24 protein-coding genes are annotated in these 25,496 nt (G+C 38.0%); 5 read left to right on the top strand and 19 right to left on the bottom strand.

What is annotated here, in order from left to right:
- Positions 1-87: 87 nt before the first annotated feature.
- The 13 genes from ACAN53_RS15340 to ACAN53_RS15280 all read right to left on the bottom strand — a co-directional run bounded on the left by ACAN53_RS15340 (position 88) and on the right by ACAN53_RS15280 (position 15,163).
- Entirely contained in the window at positions 88-1,146 is a 1,059-nt protein-coding gene (locus tag ACAN53_RS15340; RefSeq protein WP_379971033.1) for a threonine aldolase family protein, read from the bottom strand.
- Positions 1,147-1,259: 113 nt separating this feature from the next.
- A complete protein-coding gene (locus ACAN53_RS15335) occupies positions 1,260-2,189 on the bottom strand; it encodes a cation diffusion facilitator family transporter (protein ID WP_379971032.1) in 930 nt (309 codons plus the stop codon).
- A 205-nt stretch (positions 2,190-2,394) separates the two neighbouring features.
- Entirely contained in the window at positions 2,395-3,132 is a 738-nt protein-coding gene (truA, locus tag ACAN53_RS15330) for a tRNA pseudouridine(38-40) synthase TruA (RefSeq protein ID WP_379971031.1), read from the bottom strand.
- A gap of 76 nt (positions 3,133-3,208) precedes the next feature.
- Positions 3,209-5,401: a bifunctional diguanylate cyclase/phosphodiesterase gene (locus ACAN53_RS15325; protein ID WP_379971030.1), complete on the bottom strand. Its 2,193-nt coding sequence runs from the start codon at positions 5,399-5,401 to the stop codon at positions 3,209-3,211.
- Between the two features lie 669 nt (positions 5,402-6,070).
- Positions 6,071-6,838, bottom strand: a complete 768-nt coding sequence (locus ACAN53_RS15320) for a response regulator (protein WP_379971029.1) — start codon at positions 6,836-6,838, stop codon at positions 6,071-6,073.
- 2 nt (positions 6,839-6,840) lie between these two features.
- Positions 6,841-8,721: a sensor histidine kinase gene (locus ACAN53_RS15315; RefSeq protein WP_379971028.1), complete on the bottom strand. Its 1,881-nt coding sequence runs from the start codon at positions 8,719-8,721 to the stop codon at positions 6,841-6,843.
- A gap of 394 nt (positions 8,722-9,115) precedes the next feature.
- Positions 9,116-9,568, bottom strand: coding sequence for a MarR family winged helix-turn-helix transcriptional regulator (locus ACAN53_RS15310; protein ID WP_379971027.1), 453 nt, complete (start codon positions 9,566-9,568; stop codon positions 9,116-9,118).
- Between the two features lie 45 nt (positions 9,569-9,613).
- Positions 9,614-10,381, bottom strand: coding sequence for a pirin family protein (locus ACAN53_RS15305; RefSeq protein WP_379971026.1), 768 nt, complete (start codon positions 10,379-10,381; stop codon positions 9,614-9,616).
- Between the two features lie 29 nt (positions 10,382-10,410).
- Positions 10,411-10,767 (bottom strand): DoxX family protein, encoded by a 357-nt coding sequence (locus tag ACAN53_RS15300; protein WP_379971025.1) that lies wholly within the window; start codon positions 10,765-10,767, stop codon positions 10,411-10,413.
- 366 nt (positions 10,768-11,133) lie between these two features.
- A complete protein-coding gene (locus ACAN53_RS15295; protein WP_379971024.1) occupies positions 11,134-11,631 on the bottom strand; it encodes a CPBP family intramembrane glutamic endopeptidase in 498 nt (165 codons plus the stop codon).
- 3 nt (positions 11,632-11,634) lie between these two features.
- Complete coding sequence (rlmD, locus tag ACAN53_RS15290) at positions 11,635-13,020, bottom strand: 23S rRNA (uracil(1939)-C(5))-methyltransferase RlmD (RefSeq protein WP_379971023.1); 1,386 nt, start codon at positions 13,018-13,020, stop codon at positions 11,635-11,637.
- 11 nt (positions 13,021-13,031) lie between these two features.
- Positions 13,032-13,892: a DNA-3-methyladenine glycosylase family protein gene (locus ACAN53_RS15285; RefSeq protein WP_379971100.1), complete on the bottom strand. Its 861-nt coding sequence runs from the start codon at positions 13,890-13,892 to the stop codon at positions 13,032-13,034.
- Between the two features lie 149 nt (positions 13,893-14,041).
- Positions 14,042-15,163, bottom strand: coding sequence for a GH25 family lysozyme (locus tag ACAN53_RS15280; protein ID WP_379971022.1), 1,122 nt, complete (start codon positions 15,161-15,163; stop codon positions 14,042-14,044).
- Between the two features lie 492 nt (positions 15,164-15,655).
- Between ACAN53_RS15280 and ACAN53_RS15275 the strand changes: the two genes are divergently transcribed.
- On the top strand, positions 15,656-16,522 hold the full coding sequence (locus tag ACAN53_RS15275) for an ABC transporter ATP-binding protein (RefSeq protein ID WP_379971021.1): 867 nt from the start codon (positions 15,656-15,658) through the stop codon (positions 16,520-16,522).
- Positions 16,519-17,247, top strand: a complete 729-nt coding sequence (locus ACAN53_RS15270; protein WP_379971020.1) for an ABC transporter permease — start codon at positions 16,519-16,521, stop codon at positions 17,245-17,247. Before ACAN53_RS15275 ends, ACAN53_RS15270 begins: the two co-directional genes overlap by 4 nt.
- A 392-nt stretch (positions 17,248-17,639) precedes the next feature.
- Here ACAN53_RS15270 and pdaA read toward each other — a convergent pair whose 3' ends face one another.
- On the bottom strand, positions 17,640-18,422 hold the full coding sequence (gene pdaA / locus ACAN53_RS15265) for a delta-lactam-biosynthetic de-N-acetylase (RefSeq protein ID WP_379971099.1): 783 nt from the start codon (positions 18,420-18,422) through the stop codon (positions 17,640-17,642).
- Positions 18,423-18,568: 146 nt separating this feature from the next.
- Here pdaA and ACAN53_RS15260 point away from each other — a divergent pair, with 146 nt between their 5' ends.
- Together ACAN53_RS15260 and ACAN53_RS15255 are read left to right on the top strand one after the other, a co-directional pair.
- A complete protein-coding gene (locus ACAN53_RS15260) occupies positions 18,569-18,976 on the top strand; it encodes an Rrf2 family transcriptional regulator (protein ID WP_379971019.1) in 408 nt (135 codons plus the stop codon).
- A gap of 64 nt (positions 18,977-19,040) precedes the next feature.
- Positions 19,041-19,679 (top strand): NAD(P)-dependent oxidoreductase, encoded by a 639-nt coding sequence (locus tag ACAN53_RS15255; protein WP_379971018.1) that lies wholly within the window; start codon positions 19,041-19,043, stop codon positions 19,677-19,679.
- Positions 19,680-19,936: 257 nt separating this feature from the next.
- On the opposite strand, the gene ACAN53_RS15250 is transcribed toward ACAN53_RS15255, so the two are convergent.
- Positions 19,937-21,457, bottom strand: a complete 1,521-nt coding sequence (locus ACAN53_RS15250) for a fumarate hydratase (RefSeq protein ID WP_379971017.1) — start codon at positions 21,455-21,457, stop codon at positions 19,937-19,939.
- Between the two features lie 190 nt (positions 21,458-21,647).
- Positions 21,648-21,833 carry an SE1561 family protein gene (locus tag ACAN53_RS15245; RefSeq protein WP_379971016.1) on the bottom strand — a complete coding sequence of 62 codons (186 nt, stop codon included), beginning with the start codon at positions 21,831-21,833 and terminating at the stop codon, positions 21,648-21,650.
- A gap of 187 nt (positions 21,834-22,020) precedes the next feature.
- Here ACAN53_RS15245 and yfkAB point away from each other — a divergent pair, with 187 nt between their 5' ends.
- Positions 22,021-23,139 (top strand): radical SAM/CxCxxxxC motif protein YfkAB, encoded by a 1,119-nt coding sequence (yfkAB, locus tag ACAN53_RS15240; RefSeq protein WP_379971015.1) that lies wholly within the window; start codon positions 22,021-22,023, stop codon positions 23,137-23,139.
- 274 nt (positions 23,140-23,413) lie between these two features.
- Here yfkAB and ACAN53_RS15235 read toward each other — a convergent pair whose 3' ends face one another.
- The 3 genes from ACAN53_RS15235 to ACAN53_RS15225 all read right to left on the bottom strand — a co-directional run bounded on the left by ACAN53_RS15235 (position 23,414) and on the right by ACAN53_RS15225 (position 25,476).
- Positions 23,414-23,854 (bottom strand): GNAT family N-acetyltransferase, encoded by a 441-nt coding sequence (locus tag ACAN53_RS15235; RefSeq protein WP_379971013.1) that lies wholly within the window; start codon positions 23,852-23,854, stop codon positions 23,414-23,416.
- Positions 23,855-23,987: 133 nt separating this feature from the next.
- The gene (locus ACAN53_RS15230; protein ID WP_379971012.1) at positions 23,988-24,773 is read right to left on the bottom strand and encodes a YfkD family protein; all 786 of its coding nucleotides are present in this window, start codon (positions 24,771-24,773) and stop codon (positions 23,988-23,990) included.
- Between the two features lie 88 nt (positions 24,774-24,861).
- Entirely contained in the window at positions 24,862-25,476 is a 615-nt protein-coding gene (locus ACAN53_RS15225; protein WP_379971011.1) for a YczE/YyaS/YitT family protein, read from the bottom strand.
- Positions 25,477-25,496: the final 20 nt, after the last annotated feature.

The following is a 25,496-nucleotide window of genomic DNA, read 5'->3' as shown; positions in this document are numbered from 1 at the left end:
TTACCGCTTTCCCTGCTTTTTTGTCTTTACAGGCTTCAATCTACCTCTTTGCTTACCGCTTTCCCTGCTTTTTTGTCTTTACAGGCTTCAATCCACCTCTTTGGTTACCGCTTGCCCCTTCTCGATTTCCCTCACCAGCTCCTGCACTGCACGTGCCTCTGTTGCCCAGCTTGTACAGAAACGAACTGCGCTAGTATGAGAATCGACTTTTTGCCAAAGTGTATAAGCAAAATGAGCACTTAATCTTTCTAATTCTTTATTTGGGATAATCGGAAATTGCTGATTCGTAGTTGATTCTGTCAGAAACGTATAGCCTTTGTTTACACACGCTTCTTTAATTAATGCAGCCATGTCATTTGCATGCTTGGACATAGAAAAATATAAGTCATCCTCAAACATCGCCAGAAATTGCAAGCCGAGCAATCTCCCTTTCGCAAGCATACCGCCCTTTTGCTTTAGCATATACCGAAAATCTTTCTTTACTTCCTTATTCCGGATAACAAGTGCCTCTCCAAACAATGCGCCTATCTTTGTTCCACCAATATAGAAGGCATCACAAAGTTCTGCGATGGTCGGTAGATCGAGATCATTATCTTCCGCTGCGAGAGCATAGCCTAAGCGAGCGCCGTCTAAGTAAAGAATGAGATCATTTTTCTTACATACGTCATGAATGGCAGTCAGCTCTGCCTTGCTATAGATTGTCCCAAGCTCTGTTGGATTGGATACATAGACTAGCTTTGGCTGTACGAGATGCTCGTGGGCCCTGTCCTCCATATGTTCCTCATATGCTAGCTGAACTTGCTCTGCGGTTATTTTTCCATCTGTGTTGGGCATTGCTAATACTTTATGTCCGGTTGCTTCAATCGCACCACTTTCATGTCCGTTAATATGCCCAGTATCTGCACTCAGTGCCCCTTGATGTGGACGAAGAGCGGCTGATATAAATGTTAAATTGGTCTGCGTTCCCCCAACTAAAAAATGCACATCTACATCCTCACGCATACATTTTTCCTTAATAAGCTGAATAGCCTTTTCACAATAAGGATCTTCTCCGTATCCGATTGTTTGCTCTAAATTTGTCTCTATGAGTTTTTCCAAAACCTTTGGATGGGCACCCTCACTATAATCATTCGTAAAACGTATCATTTCTAACGACCTTCTTTTTTTCCTTTTATTATAATATAAATTGTACATATAATAGCAAGAAAATCCCCCAAACCAATGAGGTTAAGGGGACCAGTACACATTCATTATTCCAATCAAACAGAATCCTCAGGAGCTAAGGAACACGAATAGGTTCCTGTTTCAATTTGAATGGTCGCATGCTCAATTCCAAATTGGTCATGTAGCTCCTTACATACTTGCTGCAGCAAACGATCATTATCCTCTAAATCAGAACGAATTAAATGGACGGTTAATGCAGCATCTGATGTACTCATTCCCCATACATGTAAATCGTGTACCTCCGTAACCGTAGGTATCTTCTGCAAATACGTCTTAATGCCTTTCACATCGATTCCAGCTGGTACAGCATCTAGAGAAAGATCAAGCGATTCCTTAAGCAGACTCCACGTTCCAATTAAAATCACAATCGCAATGAGTAAGCTAACAAGTGGATCTAACCATTGCCACCCTGTCCAAAGAATAACAAATCCTGCAATGACAACCCCTACAGAAACCAATGCATCTCCAGCCATATGTAAGAAGGCTCCTCGTATGTTTAAGTCCTGTTTTCCACCTGACATAAACAGGAGAGCCGTAATTGTATTAATGATAATACCAATGACTGCTACAATAATCACCGTTGTACCCGCAACAGGGGCAGGAGTGGAAAAGCGCTGAATTGCTTCCCATGCAATCGCACCGACGGCAATAAGCAAGAAAACTGCATTAAACAATGCCGCTAAAATCGTACTTCTCTTATATCCATAGGTTCGCTTAGGAGTAGGTACCTTCTTCCCGAGCCAAACCGCGATCCAAGCCACAATTAACCCCAAAACATCGCTTAAATTATGTCCTGCATCAGCTAGCAATGCCAAAGAATCTCCTAGGATTCCGTACGTAGCCTCCACAATAATGAAAAGCGTATTTAAGACAATACCAACCCCAAATGCAAAGCCATAATTTCCTGCATGATGATGATCATGACCATGCTGATGTCCTTTACTTTCCGTGTGATGATGTGCCATATTTACATTCTCCTACTAGTATGAAATTCTTTTTATATTTTGTGAACAAATCATAATGAATTTCGATGTCACTATCAATAAATCCTCTTCTTTGTGCTACTTGAAGCGATTTCGCTAACCTAAAAGTAGCGGCTTTTAGATCATTTCTTATTTTTGTATAAAAAAAGAAGACTCCTGCTTTTCCAAGCGCAAGAGTTTCCCTTTTTTAATACTCAATGTGTTCCAAATAGAGACCACCCGGCTCAGCTAGAAGACTTACTAAACTTCGGTCCTTTGCTTCCAGCATGCTTGGTATATTTGCAGGACTTACTTCCCCAAGTCCTACTTGAATTAGTGTTCCGACTATTTTTCTAACCATATTATACAGAAATCCATCTCCGCTCACCCGAATATCGATAAAGCCGCCATTTCTTTCTAATTCAATGGAATTGATGTGACGTACCATCGATTTTTTCTTCGACTTCGCATTGGAGAAGGCCGTAAAGTCATGCTCCCCAAGAAAATATTGACACGCCTTCTTCATTTGCTCGGTATCTAGCTGTTGCTCAACATGCATGCTGTATTTTCTCATAAAGGGATTTGTATGATCTTCGTTCCAAATCTTATACAAATAGGTCTTCGCCTTTGCGTTATACCGGGCATGAAACCGTTCCGGAACTAATGTAACCTCTGTAACACTAATATCGCGAGGCAGATATTGATGGAAGTAACTTTTGATTTCAGCTTCAGTCAAATTTTCTTCTACTTTAAAATTGGCAATTTGGGCAAGTGCATGTACCCCTGCATCCGTTCTACTGCAGCCGATGATTTCAATCTCTCTACCAACTAACTCAGATAACACATTCTCTATTTTCCCTTGAATGGTACTCTCGCCACTGCCGAGCCGTTGCCAGCCTTTATAACGATTCCCATCATATTGTATGATTAATTTGTAATTATTCATTCGGTCTCCTTCTGTATATATTAATGTAAGTCAACGATTTTAAAATAGTTATCCAGTTAAGCAACGTGCCATTCCTCTACACATTCATACCGTGATTTGAACTTAATTCTCCAATTCCAGTTATAGAATATACATTATTTTGTATTTTGCCGAAATTCGCTGATATTTCTTTAGGAGGAAGAGGTTTACTGAACAAATACCCTTGAATCGTATCACAATCCCGTTTTGCTAAAAAGGAAAACTGTTCCACTTCCTCTACACCTTCCGCAATAACCTTCAACCTAAGATGCTTTGCCATCGAAATAATCATAGAAATAAGAGCGGCATCATGGCTATTTGATTGAACATTACAAACGAATGAACGATCTATTTTCAAACAGTCAATCGGAAAATCCTTTAAATAAGACATAGATGAATAGCCGGTTCCAAAGTCATCAACCGCAATGTTAACTCCTAATCTCTTCAACTCATGCAACAGTTCAATTGCATGGCTCGTATCCATCGTCATACTTTCCGTGATTTCCAATTCGAGATAGCACGGGGAAAGATTTGTGTGTGCCAGAACATCCTCTACCATCTTCACTAAATTTTGTTGAAAAAATTGTCTGATTGATAAATTAACAGCAACTCGAATATTTGAGATCCCCTCTTCATGCCACTGTTTAGCTTGTTTACAAGCCGTTTCCAATACCCATTCCCCAATCGGTACAATAAGACCTGTTTCTTCTGCAATTGGGATGAATGTAGCTGGAGAAATCCACCCTTTTTCTGGATGCTTCCATCGAAGTAAAGCCTCAACAGAATCTATACGACCTGTATTAACATCAACCTGTGGCTGATATACAAGATAGAACTCCCCTTGATCAAGGGCATTATACAAATCACGTTCAAGATCTAGTTTTTCTTCAAACTGCTGCTCCATTTCAGAACGATAAAACAAATATGGTTGTGATACTTTTTGAGCTTCACGCATAGCAATTTGAGCATGCTTTAATAGTTCTAATTCGTTATTTCCATTACATGGATATAGAGAAATTCCAATATGTATTGTAACTTTAAACAATATGTGCTTTAGCTGGACAGGTTCTTTCATTACTTCTTGAATACGGTCACACACCTTCATAACGTCCTCTTTATTTTCTACCGAATCGAAAATAATCGTAAATTCTCCTGTTCTCAACTTACTTATAAATAGTTCTGAAGGAAGAGATGCACGCAACCGATCCGCAATTTTTTGTAACATCAAGGATTCAAATGAATGTCCGAGCGAATCTTGTACTGATTTGAGCCGATCAATCTTAATAATCAGAATTGCCTTTTTCGTCCCCTCTACTTTCAATTCATCCTTCAATTTTTCAGTAAAAAACCGATAATTTGGCAATTTTGTTAATTCATCATGATAAGCCATATGATGCAGCTTTTTCTTTGACCTTTCCAATTTATGTTGAGCCCTGATTAAATCCTGAAAGGGTTTTTCAACAGATGAATAATAAAAAGCCCGTATCAAAAAGTAAAACCCTACTAATTGAAATAAGTGTCCAATGAAATTGCTAATATCATACACACTTTTATAAATTGTAAACATTGAATCTCCAAGTATTAAATATACTGATGCCAGAATAATCATGATGTTACTGGTTTGATTAATATCAACCGTTTTAAATAAATAAAAAATGAGTACAAATTGCATCGTGATAGCCGCATACTGCATTCCATTCTTTAATGCAGTCGTCCCCACACCTTCAACGACCAGAGCAGGTAACAGATGATATGGATCATAGATAATCAACAACCAAACAAGGACATACAAACAAGCTAGACTATATGCAATCCAACGCTGATAAGCATGGACTTTTTTGGGCTTTAACATGAAAATGATTAATAATCCAACAACCTGTGTCAAACGAGCAATCATATAGAACCATGTAGCTGAATACGAGGAGCTTTGCTCCAAAAAAAAGGGCATGCCTTTATAAGAAATAGTATGTAGGATTTCTAGAAGACCTAATGCAAGAAAAAGGGAACCGATATATAACCGATCATTGGATAAAATAAATGGAAAAATGAGCCATGCTTGAATAGCGATCGTAAAACATGTAACAATAATTATGATTTCCATTATTAAATGCATCGTCACATAATTATTTGCTCCAAATATTCCATATAAACGGTGGTTAAATAAAATAACGAATATAAGTAACAAAAGAGGAATCGCTAAATTCCAACTATATTTTTTAATAAATATAAGATTTTTTGTATATTGCTCCATGAATGTTCCCCCTCCAAGTACACATAGGACCTCCTAAACATATTTCACTATTAAAATTCAAAACAATCTTATCCCCTTTAATAATAACCCTTCCTATCGAAAAAGAGGACTATTTTATCATTTATTCATAATTTTTCTATAATTATTCATAAAAGAACGAGAAGACTCCTTGAATCCAAGCCCTAATTTAGACAAATAGTTATACAAAAAAATAAAGGATGAAAAAATTGGGATTTCTCCCGTATTTCTCATCCTTTATCCATATGTTTCATTTCGTTTTATTTTAAAAAGCACTGTTTTATTCTCTCTTTACAGGTATTTTTGTAACTAGATTTCTTTAACCACTACGTATTGGTCCTATATAAAATGAGTTATGTTTGTTAGCTTTGATTTCATCTAACATCAATCATTATCTAGCATATGTATTCTTCTCAATGAACTCTCTAACTTCACTTTTCTCTATCCCGATACTCTTCGCTGTAAAAATAAGATACAACCAGTCTGTATCTAATTCGTTCATATTCTTTTTATTTTCCAGAATTTTAATTTCTTTGAAATTTTCACTTGAGTTATCCATAGACTCCACCATCATCCCCTTTTTTACTTATAAAATTACCATCTCCTTTCTCTCAAAATTCTCTCAAAATAACGGTATAGGACGATATAAAATTACTTTTTGTCAAAGCTATACGCCCATAAATATCCCTTTGATTCTAATAACATTTCGTGTCTATTTTCATTGTTTTCTACTACAATGTTTTCCTTTGCATTCATTTGATACCCGCCGTTGACACGGTTAATTAAAATTGGAACCTCGAGTTCTACAAATAGCTGCCGTATTCGATAAATCGTATTATACAAATTCGAAAGAGCACGTTTTTCATCTAGATTCGGCCAGATTGCGTCAATAATCCGCCACTTCGAGCACATTTTTCCTTCCTGAATAAGAAAATAATAAAATAATTCTTCCGTCACACGGGTCGGCCACTTCACATCCCGATTCCCAATTTTGACAAACGTATCTCCGTACAGTTGAATATACAGTTTTTCTGCTTTTGTTTTCCGTTGCTGCATACCATAATATTTCGTTAACCGCTCATCAAGCTGCTTCACTGTGCTTGGAGTCATTGGCTTTAGAATATAATCCAGTGCTTGAACGCGAAAAGCATCTACTGCATATTGGGAGTACGCTGTTGAAAAGATAACAGGTACATCGATTCCTGTATCCACCAACTGTTTCGCTAACTCGATTCCTGTCATAGTTGGCATTTCAATATCTAGCAAAAGTGCATCCAATTCATGCTCTGGAATCTCTTTTAGTGCATCTAAAGGAAATGAAAAAGAACCCATCACTTGAAATGGACCGTGTTTCTCCAATAATCTTGTATGCAATTCTAATATTAACTTCTCATCTTCAACAACCATGATTCGCCACATATTTATATCTCCTTTATTGGAATCGTTAACTCGATTGTTGTTCCTTTCCCTTCTATTGAATGTACCGAAAAATCCCCTTTTGATATTTGTCTAACCCGGCGCAGTACATTTGTAAAGCCTATACCACTTCTTATCATTCTACCTTCCATTAATTCTTTTCGTTGATTTTCAGACATACCGATACCATCGTCAACTACTTGAATATAAAGGATTTGGTCTTTTTTCGAAATGAAGAGCTGAACATATCCGGTTCCGGTTTTTTCAAACAAACCATGCCGTATCGCATTCTCGACAAGAGGCTGAATAAGTAAACTTGGAATTTCAATATGACTACAATCGATAGAATTCTCAATCTTGCAAGAATAAGAGAATCTTTCTCCAAAGCGAGCTTTCTCAAGCTCAACATATGCTTCAATAATATCTAATTCCTGTTGTAATAAAGTAGAATGCCCCTCTTTTCCAAATTGAAATAGATACCGTAAATACGAACTTAACATCGAAAGTAAGTGAGCTGCTCGTTCTCCGTCTGTATAGCAAAATGCAATAATATTACTCAGCGCATTGTATAAGAAATGTGGTTTAATTTGCGTTTGCAAAAAGGAAATTTCATTTTCAGTAGCTTTATTCAGGGCGCGTTTTGTTTGCTCTGCAGCAATCTCTGCTTCATCTGTTCGATTGATGAGACGAATGGATAAAAATACATTCATTGAAATAACATACCCTAAAAAGCCGAGACGATTGAAAACATTACGCCCAGAGAAAAACAATTGATCAAACGATCCGCTGCTTGCAAACATAAACAAAAACAAAAGCATGAAACAGAGGATAACCATTTCGTTTTTTGCAATCAGCCAACTTTTTTTGTATATTATGACAATGAGCCGAGTAAAAATACCAAGCAATAGAATATCTGAATAAAAGAAAAATACATATTGCAAGTTTGATAATAATCGAGCCGGAAGCAAAACAATCAATACTCCATATATAACAAGAGGAGAAAATAAAAGAACAAGGTATTTTTTCTTCATGAAAGTTGGCATGATTGCAAGAATATATAATAGAAAGAGGATAACGGCAAAAAAAGTAACCGAATCTTGCAAGCGAAAATAAAAATCAAAAGATAAATTTGGAAACTTACGAAGTAATAATCTGGTTTCCCCTCTTGTCATCAGATATACTGCTGAACAAAGCAAAAATAAACCACTATAAAAAAAGGCAACCTCTTTTGTTCGAAGTAAAAAAATCGTTAAATGAAACGTACTAAAGAGAAGGAACAAAAAAATCCCTATCCGTTCCATAGAAAGATCGTTTTGAGAGTCCTTATTGATTGCAAGAGCATCGCCAAAATCGATTGGAAATACGATTCCCCCTCTTGCATTATAAAAATTGGAGACATGAATGGTCACAAGAAGTTTCGGTGATTTTGGCTTTACACTAACCTCATAAGCAGGATTCTTAGGAACCATTCCTTCTTTGGATGTCCCTACACGGCCAGCCTCATATATTTTGTCACCATTTACATAAATCGTGTGGGCAGACCAAATATTCCTAATACGAAACCCAACTTCCGAAAATTGATTAGGTAAGATAATTAATATCTGGTACGAGCCATATTGTATATCATTATCCCATTCCTTAGGAACCTCTTGATTAGGCGCATCCTGGTAAAACTTTGTTGGATCAACAAACTCATTCGGAATGAATTTCCATTCACCAGAAAGAGGAAGTATTTTTATCGAAGTAGGCAGATTTGTTAAATCTAGTATTCCATTTTTTGCATTCTCACTTATAAGTCTCTTTTCCTGATTAGCAAATAGCATATACAGCATAGCTATTCCCATACATACAATCAATAGCCATCCGACAACACGTTTCCATATCACATCTGCCACTCCTCAAATATGCTTCAATCCATTGGTGAATTGATACTTTAACCTATCTTATCATAAGATTTGAATTAAAGAATACAGCAAGTTAGAGCAAAACTGCTTCGTTAGCACATTAAGAAAAAATGATTCCCGTAGCATCCGATTCTTGTACTCTTGCTACCTGTTACCTTCAGTAAACTGTTTCACAATTTTACGTTAAAAAGTCCCTTTACAATTAAAAATAAAGGGATGATATTTCTAAATAGCTAATTTTTTTATTTCCTCTAAACTTCTCGTCTCATTACAAAAATAGCATTGTGCGTCTACATGTCCATCTGGTTCAATCACATCTCAGAAGTAACGTGATAGTATGTGAAATCTTCCCCTAACTCACCTACACAAAAATTTGCTATTGTTTCATCTGACTTGCACCAAGTCCAATCCTTTTAAGAAGATCAGTTAGCTGTATTTTTTCCTCATTACTTATATAGGATAAATTTTCGGATATTACTTGCACGTGTTGAGGAAAGATTTCTTTAAATAAACTATGACCTTTATCCGTTATAACTACATTTGAAGCTCGTCGATCTGTTGGACTTGGCTCTCTTTTTACAAATTCTTTCTTTTCTAGCTTATCTACAACGTAAGTGATACTTCCACTAGGAATAGACAATTTTTCGCTAATTTTTTGGATCGTATGGGGTCCCTTATTATAAAGAAGTTCCAAAATCATAAAATTCTCTATACTAATTCCGTATCTTTCTACATCTTTTACCACATGATCAAAAATAGTTTTACTAGCATTCAGCCAGACGCGGAAAAGACGTAAATCAATCTGGCTTTGTTCATCTCCTTGATACATTCAACGAACCTCCTATTACGATAACTGAAAACATTACAATTTAGATTATCTTGGTTTTCTGTATAAAGGATACTCAACTTCAGTCGGAACTTCAATTAGGAAAATTCTAAGGTCTTGATCTAAAGCTTGAATGGATACTTCTCCGCCCTGTCCTGATTGAACGATAACAAAATCTTTATGTGCAAAACGAGCTGGGGCATTCGTGTCTAATGAAAAAGTTCCATCGCCTCTGATGGCTAAACCAGCTAATGTCCGATTTTGCGAAAGACTATGGGTATATACCGCTCCACTTGGAATACAGATATCCCTCATCCCTGCATCTGTCACAATTTTCAATGGTGAATCATTTCCTAGTATTGTCTTAATCGTTACATCTTCTTTATTTATTACGGAAAAGTCCTCAGAATTGTATTGTAAATAAGTTGGTGTACGTTTTATTGCCTGACTTAAATGTGGTTCAAACCAGATTTGAAAAATTTCCGATGGCTCTTTAAATGCTTCTGCATGATACACACCGGATCCTGTTTGCATGATTTGGGTTCCCCCTTCATCTACAACACTTTCCGTACCAAGCGTATCACGATGATACGCCTTTCCCTTTATCACATAAGTAATAATTTCAAACCCTTGATGTGGATGTAGGCCAATTTCTGCAGGTCCCTGAGAATGCCCCCAAGCCCAGTAAAATAATGGTCCTAACCGATTTATTAATGATCCTTCTCCGGAAAAGCCAATCGGTTTTTGCTCTTTTATTTTACCGCCATCAAACTGCCCGGTCGCTTGATCCTGAGGTTTAATAATTTTAAATTCCATTTGTATCTCTCCTATAGGTTAATTTGTTTTTATCCAAGCAAGGATCCGAAATGTATAAGCAATACTACTAATCCAAGAATTAACAAAAGGATTGGCATCATCATTGTTTTGACAGTATCTTTTACTTTGATATGAGTAATAAGGGCTCCGATCATCGTTCCTACAATGAATAAACCACCCCAAGCAGCCAATGTCTCATTCCAGATACCTGCAATCACTAAAACTGCCGAAATGACTTCTACTAATCCTGTAAATACTCTAAACCATCCTGGATACCCAAAATGCTTAAATCCTTCCACCATTTGCTTTGATCCGAACTTCATAAATCCAAACATTAAAAATCCTAATCCTAATATAACTTGAAGAATAATTGATAAAATACCCATTAAAGTTCTCTCCCTTTATCCTAATATTATTTATCCTAATTTCAGGATAAATATACCCTAACACTAGGGTATATTTTATGTCAACAAAAAAAACAACCCAATTGAGTTGTTGTGTAGTTATTTACTATTCATTATTTGTGTAACTTCATTTTTTAAAATGTACGATTTAGCAAAAGTTACCCATGTGGTAAAAAATAGTTGCTATACTTATAATCAGTACGTTTTATCAAATAAGTAGAAGGATACATACCCCAATGAGATTTGCTAAAAAATGTGAAATAGTGCATGAGTAAACCTTCTTAGTTCATTGAAAAATTTACTTCTTTATTTTTGAAATTGCGACACACTTACAAATGAAGTTTACACTCACTTACTAAATGTATGGTATGATTTTTTCCTTTTGTAACACTTAACAATCAGAAGCGATGAAATAATCATCGATATGGTAGTGCAAACTTTTATCTCTATACTATCCTCAATAACCCATGATGAAGTCAGTGCATTTACCATACTGTGAAACAGAATGCATAGCCATATACTTTTGCTTATATATAATAAAGTTGCCAATGCAAAGGACATTCCGAATACCATAATGATAAATGAGCCAAAATTCCAGGTGCTTTGTACTGTCCCTTCAATGAAAAATAGGGGGAGATGCCATATTGCCCAAATACAAGCTGTAAGTAAAGTTGCAATTTCAAAAGGAAGTTGTTTTTCTAATGATGTCTGCAAAATGTATCGCCAGCCAAGTTCCTCTAACCCACCAAATAAAATCATCAATGGAATGCATAAAAGGCCAACATAAAGCTCTTCATTACAACTTCTTAAATCCTTTCGAAGAACAAGAATAGGCAACAACCCCAAGGGTTAGTTGCCTTCTTTTAAAATGAGTTGCGAGATACACTCTACGTGACTCGTCTGCGGAAACATATCTAGCGGCTGTACATATTTCACTTCATACGACTTCGCTAACCGTTTCACATCTCTTGCTAACGTAGAAGGATTGCAAGACACATACACCATCCGTTTCGGTTTCACTTGTAAAATCGCATCGAGCAGTTTATCGTCACAGCCCGTTCGTGGTGGGTCTACTACAACAACATCTGGTTGCCAGCCTTCCTTCACCCATTTTGGAAGCCAGTGTTCGGCTTTTCCAGTTACATACTTCGCATTAGAGAATCCGTGTTTCTTGGCATTTTTCTTCGCATCCTCAATGGATTCTGCAATCACGTCCATACCGCGAATTTCTGCTGCTTGCGGGGCAAGCCATAGTCCGATTGTTCCGACACCGCAGTATGCGTCAACGATTTTTTCCTTGCCGGTTAGCTGCGCTGCTTTTTTTGCTTCGTTGTAAAGCTTTACCGTTTGAACAGGATTTAACTGGAAGAATGCTCTTGCAGAAAGTTCGAATGACAAGTCTCCAAGTGTTTCTTGAATAACTTCTTTCCCTGCTAGGCGGAAGGTTTCATCTCCAAAAATAAGGGATGTTTTTTCCCCGTTTACGTTTTGCATGATTGATTTTACATGTGGTAGTGCCGTTTGGATTTGCTTCATGAGCTGGTCCTTACGCGGAAATTCTTTTTTACTTGTAATGAGAACGAGCTGGATTTCTCCCGTTTGCAGGGCAACGCGAGTAACGATGGTACGGATGATTCCCGTTCCTTTTCGTTCGTTGTAAACGGGTATGTCAAGCCGCTCTAAAATTCGCTTCACCTTTTGTGTAACTTCATTCGTGCTTGAATGCTGAATGGGACAGTCAGATATATCTACGAGCTGATGAGTATTCATGGTATACAGGCCGGCAATGAGATGATCCTTTTCCTTGCCAACTTGAAGCTGGCTTTTGTTACGATAATGCCACGGATCTTCCATTCCGATGGTCGGACGAATGATTGCTGGCGGTATGTTTGTATATTTTTCAAAGGCTTGGACAACAATATCTCGTTTATTCTCTAGTTGTCCTTCGTACGAAATATGCTGAAGCTGACATCCACCGCATTGGTCGAATACCGGGCATATAGGCGATACGCGTTGCGGGGACTTCTTGCGGATTTTCTTTATTTTTGCTTCGGCATAGCCTCGTTTGATGTTAGTTACTTCTGCGACAACTTCTTCTCCGGGCAGTGCACCTGGTATAAAGACGACTTGTCGTTTGAAATAGCCGACACCTTCTCCGTTAATCCCCATTCGTTTTATAGTAACAGGGAAGGTTTGTCCCATTTGTAATTGACTTACGTTTTGTTTTTCGTTCATGATTTTAACTCCTACTCTATACTGCGCCAAAGATACAGGGATGCATAGCTTCCGTACGGCTCCCATTCGTTCTTTAGCTGTTCCATAAATTCATCAGTTGGTTTAGTTTCTAATTTAAATAACTGCTGGATGGCACGTTGCAGACCAATATCTGCCTTTGGAAACAAGTTTTTTCGGCCAAGACCAAATAGCAAAAAGTTTTGTACGGTCCACGGTCCGATTCCGCGCAGCGGCAGCAGCTTCTTCTCAATCTCTTCATTGGAAAGGTGACGCAATTCTCCGATGTTGATCGTTCCATCTACTATTTTTTCTGCCAGCCCGATTACATATTCCGCTTTCCGCTGACTAAATTGAAGCTCACGCAGCTCTGAAACAGAAATGTTTGCTACGCGTTCTGGTGATGGTGGAAACCAAACCCCGTCCATACTTGTTCCAAATGTCGTATAAAAACGCTGCGTTAATGTAAAAGCAAATTTCAAATTGAGCTGCTGATGAATGATGCACCTTGCTAAGCTTGCAAATGGATCGAAATCTAACACAATCGGCGTATACGCATAGCGCTCACTTAAAGGGCGCAAGGAAGTTGAGCGAAAATGAGTGAGCATCTGTTCCATTTGTACGTTCCAGCCGAAAATCTCGCGAATGCGCTCCTCTGCCTCAGCTGTGTTCATTGTACCAGAAAGCTGAAATGCCGGTTTTTCAAATGTTCCGGTTGCTTTTATCGTAACTACGTCTTGTTCATTGTTCAAGCGTATGGGAACTTTGACAAGCTGTTCATTTATGTCAATGATATTTAGTGGATCTATAGATAAGCGCTGCAATACTTGTTCAAAATTATATGGACTCTCTAGGCTAACGGTGGCGCTCCACATCATGATCACCCTTTTTTACATATTGAGGCTATTATATCATGAACCAGTTGTGAAATTGTATTGAGTGTGCTAATGTGACAGTTTGGGATTAAGTTTTGGTTTTTAGGATTAAATTACGGGGTTTCGGGATTAAATTGCTGTTTTCTAAATTATCGAATCCATTTCACATAGGCAGGATCAAAATAAATCCATCCACCTTTTAGACCGTTGTTATTCACGTATATCCAATCTCCATAACGATACCAGGCATCATAAGCACCAACTTTAGTAATTTGTTCTACAATAGGATCCGTTTTTGATGCACCCTTGCGGACATTTACACTATTTGCACTTACCCATACGACGCCTTTTGTTTTACCATCCTTATTAATAGAAGCATCCTTATCGCTTACCCAGTTATCCTCCGCAACCTTGTACCAAAAACGTTGGCTGTCATAGCTCCAATCAAGGTATACATGACCAGAATCTTTCAATGCCGTACGAAGAACCTTTCCATTTAGATTAGGCTCCTGACGAACATTTGCTACATCAGCCGTAATCGTAAGATAACCAAGATTGTTGGTTTTCCAGTCAGGCGGTAAAATAACACTTCCGTCGTTCACCTTAAATTGTAGCGGATGAGAAGACGACCCTTGTGGTTGGGTAGAGACGTTACCACCTTTTAACGCATCTAAAGATATTGCATAACTTACATCACAATTACCAGCTCCATCAACATATTCTGAATCACTGTATTGCCAAGCTGTCCATTGTTTCCAGCCTCCAAAATCATCAGGCGGAACATCCGCATAACGGGAAGCCCACAACGGTTGATCATTGATCCCATAAATTCCATACATATCAACAAACCATTTCCCTGTATAAACTATCACTGCTCGTCCAGTTTTTAGCTGAACGTAATTGACGAAATTTCTCGCCCATTCACTCATAAATTTAGGAGATAATGGATATTGCTTCGCAGGAGATTCATAATCTAACACAGGCATTAATTCAAAATTATGTCCGCTAATCGTATTTAAAAAATGGTTTGCTTCCACGATAGGGTCCTGGTTAATCTCCGGACGCGCAAAATGATATGCTCCACAAGCGATACCAAAAGTAGTAGCCCATTTAACATGACCATCAAATGTTTCATCAATAAAATTTATTCCTTCTGTCACCTTCATATAGGCAGCTTTAAATCCAGCAGCTGCGACCTTTTGCCAATCAACTGATCCTGTATAATGGCTCACATCGATCATCTTAATTTCTTTGCCAGTTAAGGCTTGCATTTGTTTCGTCTCCTTATTAATTTAATTTTTCATGAAGCAACTCTACAATCAGTAAGCTTAAGCTAATCTTCACTGACTGTAGATATTACTTCTAATCTATCTTTATGAAGTTTTATCATCCACTGCTTGTACATTTGTGCTATTACCTACAGGAAAGAATATAGATCTTAGTTATTACCACCATTTTTTTCATGTCAGCCCAGAACACCAATTGCAAAGATGATGTCTTCTACTTGGCCAAGCTTTCGGGGGATAGTTCGTAAAACCAAATAAGTTTAGTAAAATTCCAACAAATGAAAAAAGAGCAACCCATGAACCAGCCGTTACTCCCCCTTAAAGGTATGGACTTGTAAGAAAACTCCAAAAGTTCTAATTTTTATAAAAAAAAGGATTGTTCATCACGTAACATCATGATTCATAATAAAGATGGGAGGTGAGTGAATTGGAAGGAAAAAATTTACTGATTACCTTACCGGAAATGGAGGGAAAACAATGAGCTTTGCACTTAAAATTGACCATTTAGTAAAAACCTATGGAACCAATCCTGTAATTAAAGACATATCCTTTACTGTCAACCGCGGAGAAATTTTTGGATTTCTTGGTACAAATGGAGCAGGCAAAACAACGACTTTGGAATGTATCGAGGGAATTCGAAACGTTACTAGTGGAAGCATTGTTGTGGACGGAAAAGTTGGTGTTCAGCTGCAATCATCCTCACTACCTGCAAGTATGAAAGCAATAGAAGCCATTCAATTGTTTTGCAGGTGGAATCAAGTCCCTGTGAACGTATCAGCAATGGATACGTTTGGTATAAGTGAATTAAAGAACAAGCAGTACAAAGAAATGTCCATGGGGCAGAAAAGAAGATTGCATATTGTGCTTGCCATGATAGGAGATCACGACATTCTATTTCTTGATGAACCAACTGCAGGACTCGATGTAGAAGGCAGAGTATTATTGCATGAAGAAATTCGCAAGTTGAAGCAGAAGGGGAAAACTATTATTATGGCAAGCCATGATATGGCTGAGGTCGAGAGCCTATGCGATCGAATCGCAATTCTTAAAAATGGTAAAATCGCCTATATGGGTATACCTAATGAGCTAACTCGTGATAGAGGAGACCATAGCAGAATGTATGTAAAGACAACTTTCCCTTTAAAAATACAGGAACTATCCATGAGTCATTATAACGGTGAAGAACAAGGATATTCTTTGTTTGAAACAGACAATATTGGCGAAGCCTTGCTTGAATTACTTACCATTGCAAAGAAGCAGCAAGCAGATGTTCTTGATATAAAAATAGAACGAGCGACATTAGAACAACGATTTATGGATATTGCAAAGGAGGCAAAAGCATGAATGCATTTCTATACGGTGTAGTCCTTCAATGGAAGCTTGATTTGCGGACGAGAGAGGTATTGCTCACGTATTATGTCGTACCAATTGTATTCTTTGGATTTATGGGGGGCATATTTACCTCGATTAATCCAATAGCAAAGGAAACGCTCCTAGAGTCAATGATTGTATTTGGAGTAACGATGGGTGCATTTCTTGGTGCTCCGTCACCTCTAGTAGAAATGTACGGAAGCGAAATAATCAAGGCATACAAGGTAGGGAGAATTCCTTTATGGACGGCAGCTATCAATAACTTCATCTCAGCATTTATTCATTTGTTTATCATGAGCCTAATCATATTTTTTGTAGCGCCTATCGCATTTCATGCAAAGACCCCTAGCAATTTGCCGTTATTCTTTCTGTCTCTGGCAGTTTTTATTACGGCGAGTTTATCGGTGGGAACCGTATTGGGACTACTCTTAAAAAGAAGCACAAAATTAACAATGGTATCCCAATTTTTATTCCTACCTTCCGTTATGCTATCGGGAATTATGTTTCCAGCTAATATGCTTCCATATGCCATGGAAGTCATCGGGAAAGTATTACCTGCTACCTGGGGGTTTAAAAGCATGCTACAAAACATTGTGGATATCCAAGTCATCTTTCCCCTTCTGCTTATCATAGGGATAACAATTTGTATCAATGCTTGGTGCATGACTAAACTAGGTAAGAATGAACCAAGCAAATGACCCCTTTTGCTAAACAAAAGAAAGGTGAAATCTGAAGGTTAAGTGATTAAAATACGATCTTGGATCACTTAACCTTCATTAAATGGTTTTCGCTTGATAGGTACAATATTCGCTGGTTTTATTTTCATAGCATCAGATAATTTTTTTGTACATTCAATAAGCATTTGTACACCTCAAACTTTCATTTGAACATCTATAATTAATCGTTGTAGCTCGTATAGTAGGCTTTGTTTTGATTTTCGTTTCGATAATAAACTTACGGGTTTCGATAATAAATGCTCCCATTTCGATAATAAAATTCGGTATTCGATAATAAATGTTTCATTTTCAATAATAAACCTAAATTCTGCCTAAAAAAAGCGTTAAGCACCACTCTGCTTAACGCTCTTTTCTCATTTTCCAAATTTCTGTGCAACTAAATCATCTAGGTTTTTAAATTGATATCCTTTTGTACGAAGGTCATCAATAATCTTAGCTAATGCGCCTGCATTGTCACTTGATATCGAATGTAACAATATAACTGCGCCCGGATGAATTTGTTTCATTACCGAATCGTATGAATATTGCCAGCCACGCTGCTGGTCGACCTTCCAATCTAGAAAGGCTAGGGACCACAAGACGTTGTAGTAGCCCATTTCTTTTGTAATAGCAAGAGTTCGTTCACTAAAAATACCGCGTGGCGGTCTGAGATACTTCATTTCTTTTTGTCCGGTTAGTTGCTTTACTTCGGTTTCAATTTGCTGAATTTCACTGCGAAGTTTTTCATCGCTGATCGTCGTTAAGTCAGGGTGATGCCAAGAATGATTACCGATGATGTGCCCCTCATTCACCATACGTTTGACCAGTTCAGGCTGATCTTTAATGTATTGACCTGTAATAAAAAAGGTCGCTGGCACTTTCTTTTCCTTTAATACATCGAGAATTTTTTCCGTATAGCCGTTTTCATAACCGTTATCAAAAGTAAGATAAATATCCTTCTTTTTTATATCTCCAAGATAAAATCCATCATACTTTTCAATCAGATTTGTGAATTTTTTTCCGGCATCAGGAGGATTTTCGTTTTTGTTACGCGCAACGCCCCAATGATTCGCTGCATTTGAATAAGCAAACACACAAGGCAGACTAGCTGTAAGAAATGCGAGTACGAGGCCGAAGGAAATCCATATTCGTTTCATCATGTTGTGCTCCTTTCGACGTTTTACTCGTATTTTTTGTGAGCCAAGCAGATTTTATACGAATCATAATTTTCCATTCGTTAAATGTATCGTTTGACATTTCATATTAATTGTAACTATAATAGTTACAAGATGGTGGTGATGATATGAAAAATAGTCGATTTGCTGTGGCAATTCATATTCTGGCATTAGCATCTATTCAACCAAATGCAACTTCTGATTTCATCGCAAGCAGTGTCAATACAAATCCAGTCGTGATTCGTCGCATCAGTAGTATGCTCAAAAAAGCTGGACTGCTCACGTCACAAGCAGGAATTCCCGGGGTAACATTAACAAAGGAACCTTCTGCTATTACGTTGTTAGATATTTACCGAGCGATTCAAAGTGAAGATCAATCCACCTTTTCGATGCATGAAAATCCCAATCCGAATTGTGTCGTTGGTCGAAACATTCAAACTACACTGGAGAAAAAATTTTGCGAGGCACAGAAGGCCATGGAAAATGAATTAGCCAGCCAAACACTGACTGACATACTAGAAGATCTCTTACAGTAAAGGGATTTTCATCGCCAAAATGTAACTATTATTGTTACAATTAAAATTTTGGAGGTTGATATACATGAAAATTGCAATTATTGGGGCAAACGGAAAAGCAGGAAATCGTATTTTAACGGAAGCAGTAGAGCGAGGTCATCAGGTAACTGCTATCGTAAGAGATGCATCTAAGCTTGCTGATAAAAGTGTACCTGTTATTGAAAAAAGTATCTTTGATTTAACTACAGATGATGTTAAGCAATTTGATGTAGTAGTGAATGCTTTTGGCGCTCCGGTAGGCGAGGAGCAAGCTCATGTAGATGCAGGCCACGCTCTAATTGAAGCAGGAAAAGGTACGAATACAAAAGTTATTGTCGTCGGCGGTGCTGGAAGTCTTTATGTAGACGCAGAAAAAACATTGAAAGTACTGGATACTCCTGATTTTCCTGCTATGTTCAAACCAACCGCAACCGGACAAGGTCGTAACTTGCAAGAACTTCAAGAATCAACAGGAATTACATGGACATTCGTTAGCCCCTCTGCTTTCTTTGATCCAGAAGGAAAGAGAACGGGATCTTATCAAGCAGGAAAAGATCATTTGTTAGTAAACGCAAAAGGGGAAAGTTACATTAGCTATGCTGACTTCGCTATCGCAATCGTTGATGAAATTGAAAATCCTAAACATGTGAATGAACGTTTCACGGTTGTTGGGGAAGCTGAGTAAGACAAGCAACAAAAAAGTTAGGCAGGGGCACTGAAACAATCATTCAGTGCCCTTGTTGTGTTGATGACCGGCAACCATTATTTTGGGATGCTGCAGTCACCAACACTGCGGATTGATTCCCCTCCTGCTTGCTTTTACCGTATAACGGTCACCAATCTAGCAGTTACGATACATATAAAGAATCCTATCATGTACAGAGCAAAGAAAAAAAGGTATCCTCCTCTAATTAAGAGAAGGATACCTTTTTCTTAGTTCTATTATTTAAATACAGGTTCTTTAAATGTAGCAAGTTTTTCTAGAGAAGACTTGTCCACATCAGCATGTAAGCTGTTGCCGTGAGCGTCCATTGTTACAACTGCTTTGAAGTTTTCAACTTGTAAGTGCCACATTGCTTCTGGAATCCCGAATTCAAGGTGATCTACACCCTTAACTTCTTTAATACATTCAGCATAGTATTGTGCTGCTCCGCCGATTGCGTTTAAGTATACGCCGCCGTGTTCTTTAAGAGCAGCTAATGTTTTTGCGCCCATGCCGCCTTTTCCGATAACAGCACGAATGCCGAATTTCTTCATGATGTCGCCTTGGTACGGTTCTTCACGAATACTTGTCGTTGGACCAGCTGCTTTGATTTCGTATTTATCGCCATGCTTCATGACAACCGGACCACAGTGGTATACGATTTGTCCGTTTAAATCTACTGGAGCATCATTTGTCATTAAATATTTATGCATAGCATCGCGGCCTGTGTACATCATACCTGAGATAGAAACAACGTCTCCCACACGAAGGTCACGAATTTGGTCTTCTGTAATAGGAGCTTGCAGAACGATCTCACGTTTTTCTTCTTTTTCAGCTTTTTCTACTGGCTTTAATGTATTTTCGCCTTCTTGATATAACCAGTCGATGATTTCGCCTGTTTCTGCATTTGCCTTAATACCTAAACGGCGGTATGCCCAACAATTATAAGCAACGGAAACATAGAAGCTAGCAGGAATACGGTGGATTGTGCCAACTTTACATCCAAGTAAACTTGTTTCGCCGCCAAATCCCATAGTACCGATACCAAGCTTGTTTGCATTTTCATTAATATAGTCTTCTAATTCTTTTAATTCTGCTACTGGGTTTTCATCGTCTAATGAACGGAATAATTGAGTTTTTGCAAGTTCATAGCCAGTTGTGCGATCGCCGCCGATTCCAACGCCAATTACACCTGCACTACAGCCTTGTCCTTGTGCTTGATACACAGCGTGCATTAAGCATTTACGAATTCCATCAAGGTCGCGTCCAGCACGGCCAAGACCTTCAAGTTCAGCTGGTAGGCTGTATTGAATATTTTTGTTTTCGCAGCCGCCGCCTTTTAAAATAAGACGAATGTCGATGTAATCTTTTTCCCATTGTTCGAACTTAATAACCGGTGTTCCTTCTCCGATGTTGTTTCCAGAGTTTTCACCTGTTAGAGAATCAACAGAGTTCGGACGTAGCTTTCCGTTTTGCGTTGCAAGTTCAATCGCTTTATAAATATCTTTTTTAATCGTTAGTTGGTTAACGCCAACTGGTGTTTTAATTTTGAAAGTCGGCATACCTGTATCTTGGCAAATCGGTGATACATTTTCGTCTGCCATGCCGATATTATTTGTGATTGTGTCTAATGCCATAGAAGCACGAGTTCCGGCATTTTCACGTTCTTTTGCACGTTGAAGTGCACGTCTTACATCCTTTGGTAAGTGTGTTGAAGTTTCTACGATCAACTGATATATACTGTCTTGCAGTTTTTCCATAGGTTTATACCCCTCCCAATGTGAACGCTATCAATTTCACGAAATATTTTACAACTTGATTATACTCCTACTTGTATAAAAAATTGAAGGAGTTTCTCTCGGTTACTATCATATTAAAAATGTATAACTATATAGACATAGAAATCCGTACATATTTAAAACGAAACCACCAAAAGGAAGCTGTTGTCTATTATTTCTCATCCTTTTTAAACTGATCACATTTATGTTCCAGTTCATCTAGCATTTGTAGTAAACGATCTATATCTTCTACTTCTACTTCTTCCGGTTCAATCGTATCGATTACTTCCACAAACATATTTAATCGTTGTTTCAAATATAGTAATTGTGAATCTTTATCATGAACAGCATTTCCCACAGTATTCGCTCCTTTATGTCTGAATAGTTTTATTATACAGGAAACATGATGTGCCTGAAAATTTTTTGGAAAAGTGGTTTATAAAACGCAAAATTTCTTCTATGATAAAGGTTAGACTATTTGTTTGTTGAAGTAATCGCATTTTTATTGACTTTCGTAGAAATAGCGAAAAAAGGGAGTTTTTTACATGAATATATCACTACAAAAACCGATTACTCCTTCTTATGATCCATGGGAAGCATATTTAGATGTAGAAGAGTACGGAGAATCGAAGCTTACGAACATAGAGTTTACAACTACAACCCTATGCAATATGAGATGTGAGCATTGTGCTGTTGGTTACACACTACAGCCGAAAGATCCGAATCCTTTGCCGCTCCCTTTAATGATAAAACGTTTAGACGAAATTTCTACCTTGCGCTCGTTAAGTATTACAGGTGGCGAACCGATGCTATCAAAAAAATCGGTAGAAGAATATGTTGTCCCACTTTTACGGTATGCACATGAACGAGGCGTACGTACCCAAATCAATTCAAACTTAACAATTGAACTTTCACGGTATGAGCAAATCATTCCTTACTTAGATGTTTTACATATTTCACACAACTGGGGTACAGTTGACGATTTCGTAGAGGGCGGCTTTGCCATGATGGAGAAAAAGCCAAGCATCGCGCAAAGAGAACAACTCTTCCGCCGAATGATTGAAAATAGTAAAGCACTTGCAAAAGAAGGTATACTCGTTTCAGCAGAAACGATGCTAAATAAACGTACACTGCCGCACATCGAACATATTCATAAGCAAATTGTAGAAGAAATGGGTTGCAAACGTCACGAAGTACATCCGATGTATCCAAGTGATTTTGCCAGCAAATTAGAAATCTTAACAAAAGGTGAAATTCGCGATGCCATTTCTCACCTGCTTGACATTCGTGACGAAAAGGTTTGGATGCTATTTGGCACCCTTCCATTTTATGCATGTAGCACAGACAAACAAGACCAAGCAATCATTAGAAAGCTTCGTGAAAGCAAAAACGTAACGGTTCGTAATGATCCAGATGGCCGGTCTCGCTTAAATATAAACATTTTCGATGGGAATATCATCGTAACAGACTTCGGTGACATTCCAGTGCTCGGAAATATTGAAACACACACCCTGCAAGAAGCATACGAAACATGGCAACAATCAGAAATAGCAAAATCCATTGGTTGTCATTGTCCATCCGTCAAATGTCTTGGACCAAACATCCTTGTGAAAAATAGCTACTATCCAGACGAAAACTTTTTAGAGAAAAAAGCATTGTTGTAAAACTTTCTAAAAGGAAACAGCTGCAGAGGCCAATAACTCTGCAGCTGTTCTATTTAAGGATAGATGAAATTACTTATATACTAAGTCACGGCATAGTGGCTCACATTTCTTCAAAAAATAATGCCTTCTCTTCTTTCCTTACTTAGATCGCAAGTACTCCTTTTCCGATCGCATCCCACTCTTTTCCGATCGTATTCGCTTGATTTTGGATCGCTTTTCTTCAAAAGTATTACGTCCCTCACTTACCTATCGTTTTTCACTCACTTTGCTTCTTCTATTTATATTGTCTCCGTTTTACTTCCATATATAATTGTTTATTTTCCACTTCTTTAAATCCAAATTGACGATACAAGCCATGAGCATCCCTTGTTCCTAATAGAATTTTTCGAACATCCTTTATTCCTGGATAATCAAGCATCGTTTGCACTAACGCTTTACTTAACCCCAACTTCCGAAACTCCGTAAGAATGAACACATCAGCAATATAAGCAAAGGTAGCTAAGTCGGTAGTCATACGTGCGAAGCCCACCTGTTTGTATGCTCCATCCTTCTCCTGATACACCCCGAAACAGACTGAATTCACAATCGATTCTTCAACAATGGAACGAGGAATCCCCTTAGCCCAGTAAGATTCGTCGTGTAAGTACTGATAGATCACATCGATGTCAAGATACTCTTTGTTAGTCGAAATCACAAAGCCATTTGCCATACTCATGCCTGTTCTCCTCCCTATTTTCTATGATTAGTACTAGTATGGGATTCGTTTGGAAACGGGTCAAGCATATATGTAGGTAGCAAAAAAGATATAATTCCTTCAACTAATAGAAGGAATTATATCTTTTTATGTATCATCTCGGTTTCGTTGTTGCCAAAAATCCAAATGATAGACGGTCCTGTATTGGAATCCATGCTCCAATGCCTTGTGAGGTGACGTTTTCAATGACAAGTTTGCGTTGGTTTCCTTTTAACACAAGAAAAACTTCTCCAAATGTAATTTTCCCCTTTTCATTTACAAATGGTGCGTAGGCATAGAGGTAACCGATGTTGTTTGGTGGTAGATTGTAGACACGGCTATTTTTCGTACCGTATCCAACAACTGTTTGAAATGCAAGGGGTAAATGCGTTTTATCCATTGCCTTTAGCATCATCATTTTTTTCACTTCATCGGCGTTTTTCACGTTTGCAGATAATCCTCCACGTACGATGCGCTGCATATCCTGGTTATATGTCATTTGTACAAAATTTCCGTTTCCCCGATTATCGACATAGTTTTTGTTTATTTGTTGGTATTCCCAGTTCACGACAGTTTCTGCGGATTCATAATGAAGCGGCCATTGTCCTAAGTAAATTCTAGCCTTATACCCAACCGCAAGCGGCGCATTTGCAACTGAGCTTTCATTTAGCATCCGAATTAAATCCGGGTTTTCAATAGGGATCGGTGATGATTTCAGCAAACCGCTAGCAAACTCACTTGGCTGCAGCCGTGGTACATTTTGCGTTGCATTCGGATACGTATTTTCCTTTGATATATCCACTACAGAGGACGGAATCTTTTCACTACCATACACTGTAAACGGAAACGAGAAACTAAACAAAAGAAGGAAAAACATAATGACATGTTTTGTGCGTTTCATAAAACATCTCCTTTTTCATATCAGGTATCATAATTATTGTTTTCTTCTCCTTGCTTCGTTATGCCAAAAAAATCATAAAAAAAAGACTCTATTTTAAAATAGAGCCAACCATTATGAGTAAGCGATTCATCCTGGGAAATAGAATATGTATGATAGGTCCAATGCAAAACGCGATGAATAACGAGCCAACTCCTACTGGTCCCTTGACTAGGAATGCCAAAATAAGTGCTGTAACTTCTGCTATTGTCTTTGCTGCCATTAATGGCAGCTGGAATCTCTCCTGCAGGGCAAGCATAAGCTTGTCAATTGGATTCGCGGGATAATGCGATTGCATATACATGGCAACTCCTACCGCAATTAGCACAATACCCATGATAAGTATGATTGCGCGCTGGCTTAAGTCACTAGGATCCCAACTGTTAAACACCCGTAATAACCAAAAATCAATTAGCGTCCCAATCAGAAAAAATGTGATAGCCGCTAAAAACTCTGGCCTTTTCTTTAATAAAAATGCGTTTACGAACAGTAAGACGATTCCGTTAATAATAACCCATGTTCCTACCGTAAACCCAATCGTTTGAGATTGTCCCGCAGACAATGCATCCCATGGACCCGCTCCTAAATGAGCTTTCAAAGTAAAGCTAACCCCTAGCGTCAATATAAGCAACCCTACTACAAAAAAGACGAAGCGTGTAATTCTCATTCGTTTCTCCTTAAACTCCC

This window comes from Ectobacillus soli (assembly GCF_042610425.1).
Taxonomy (GTDB): domain Bacteria; phylum Bacillota; class Bacilli; order Bacillales; family Bacillaceae_G; genus Ectobacillus.
Note: the sequence above shows the minus strand (reverse complement) of the source record. Positions and strands in the feature narration are given on the sequence as shown.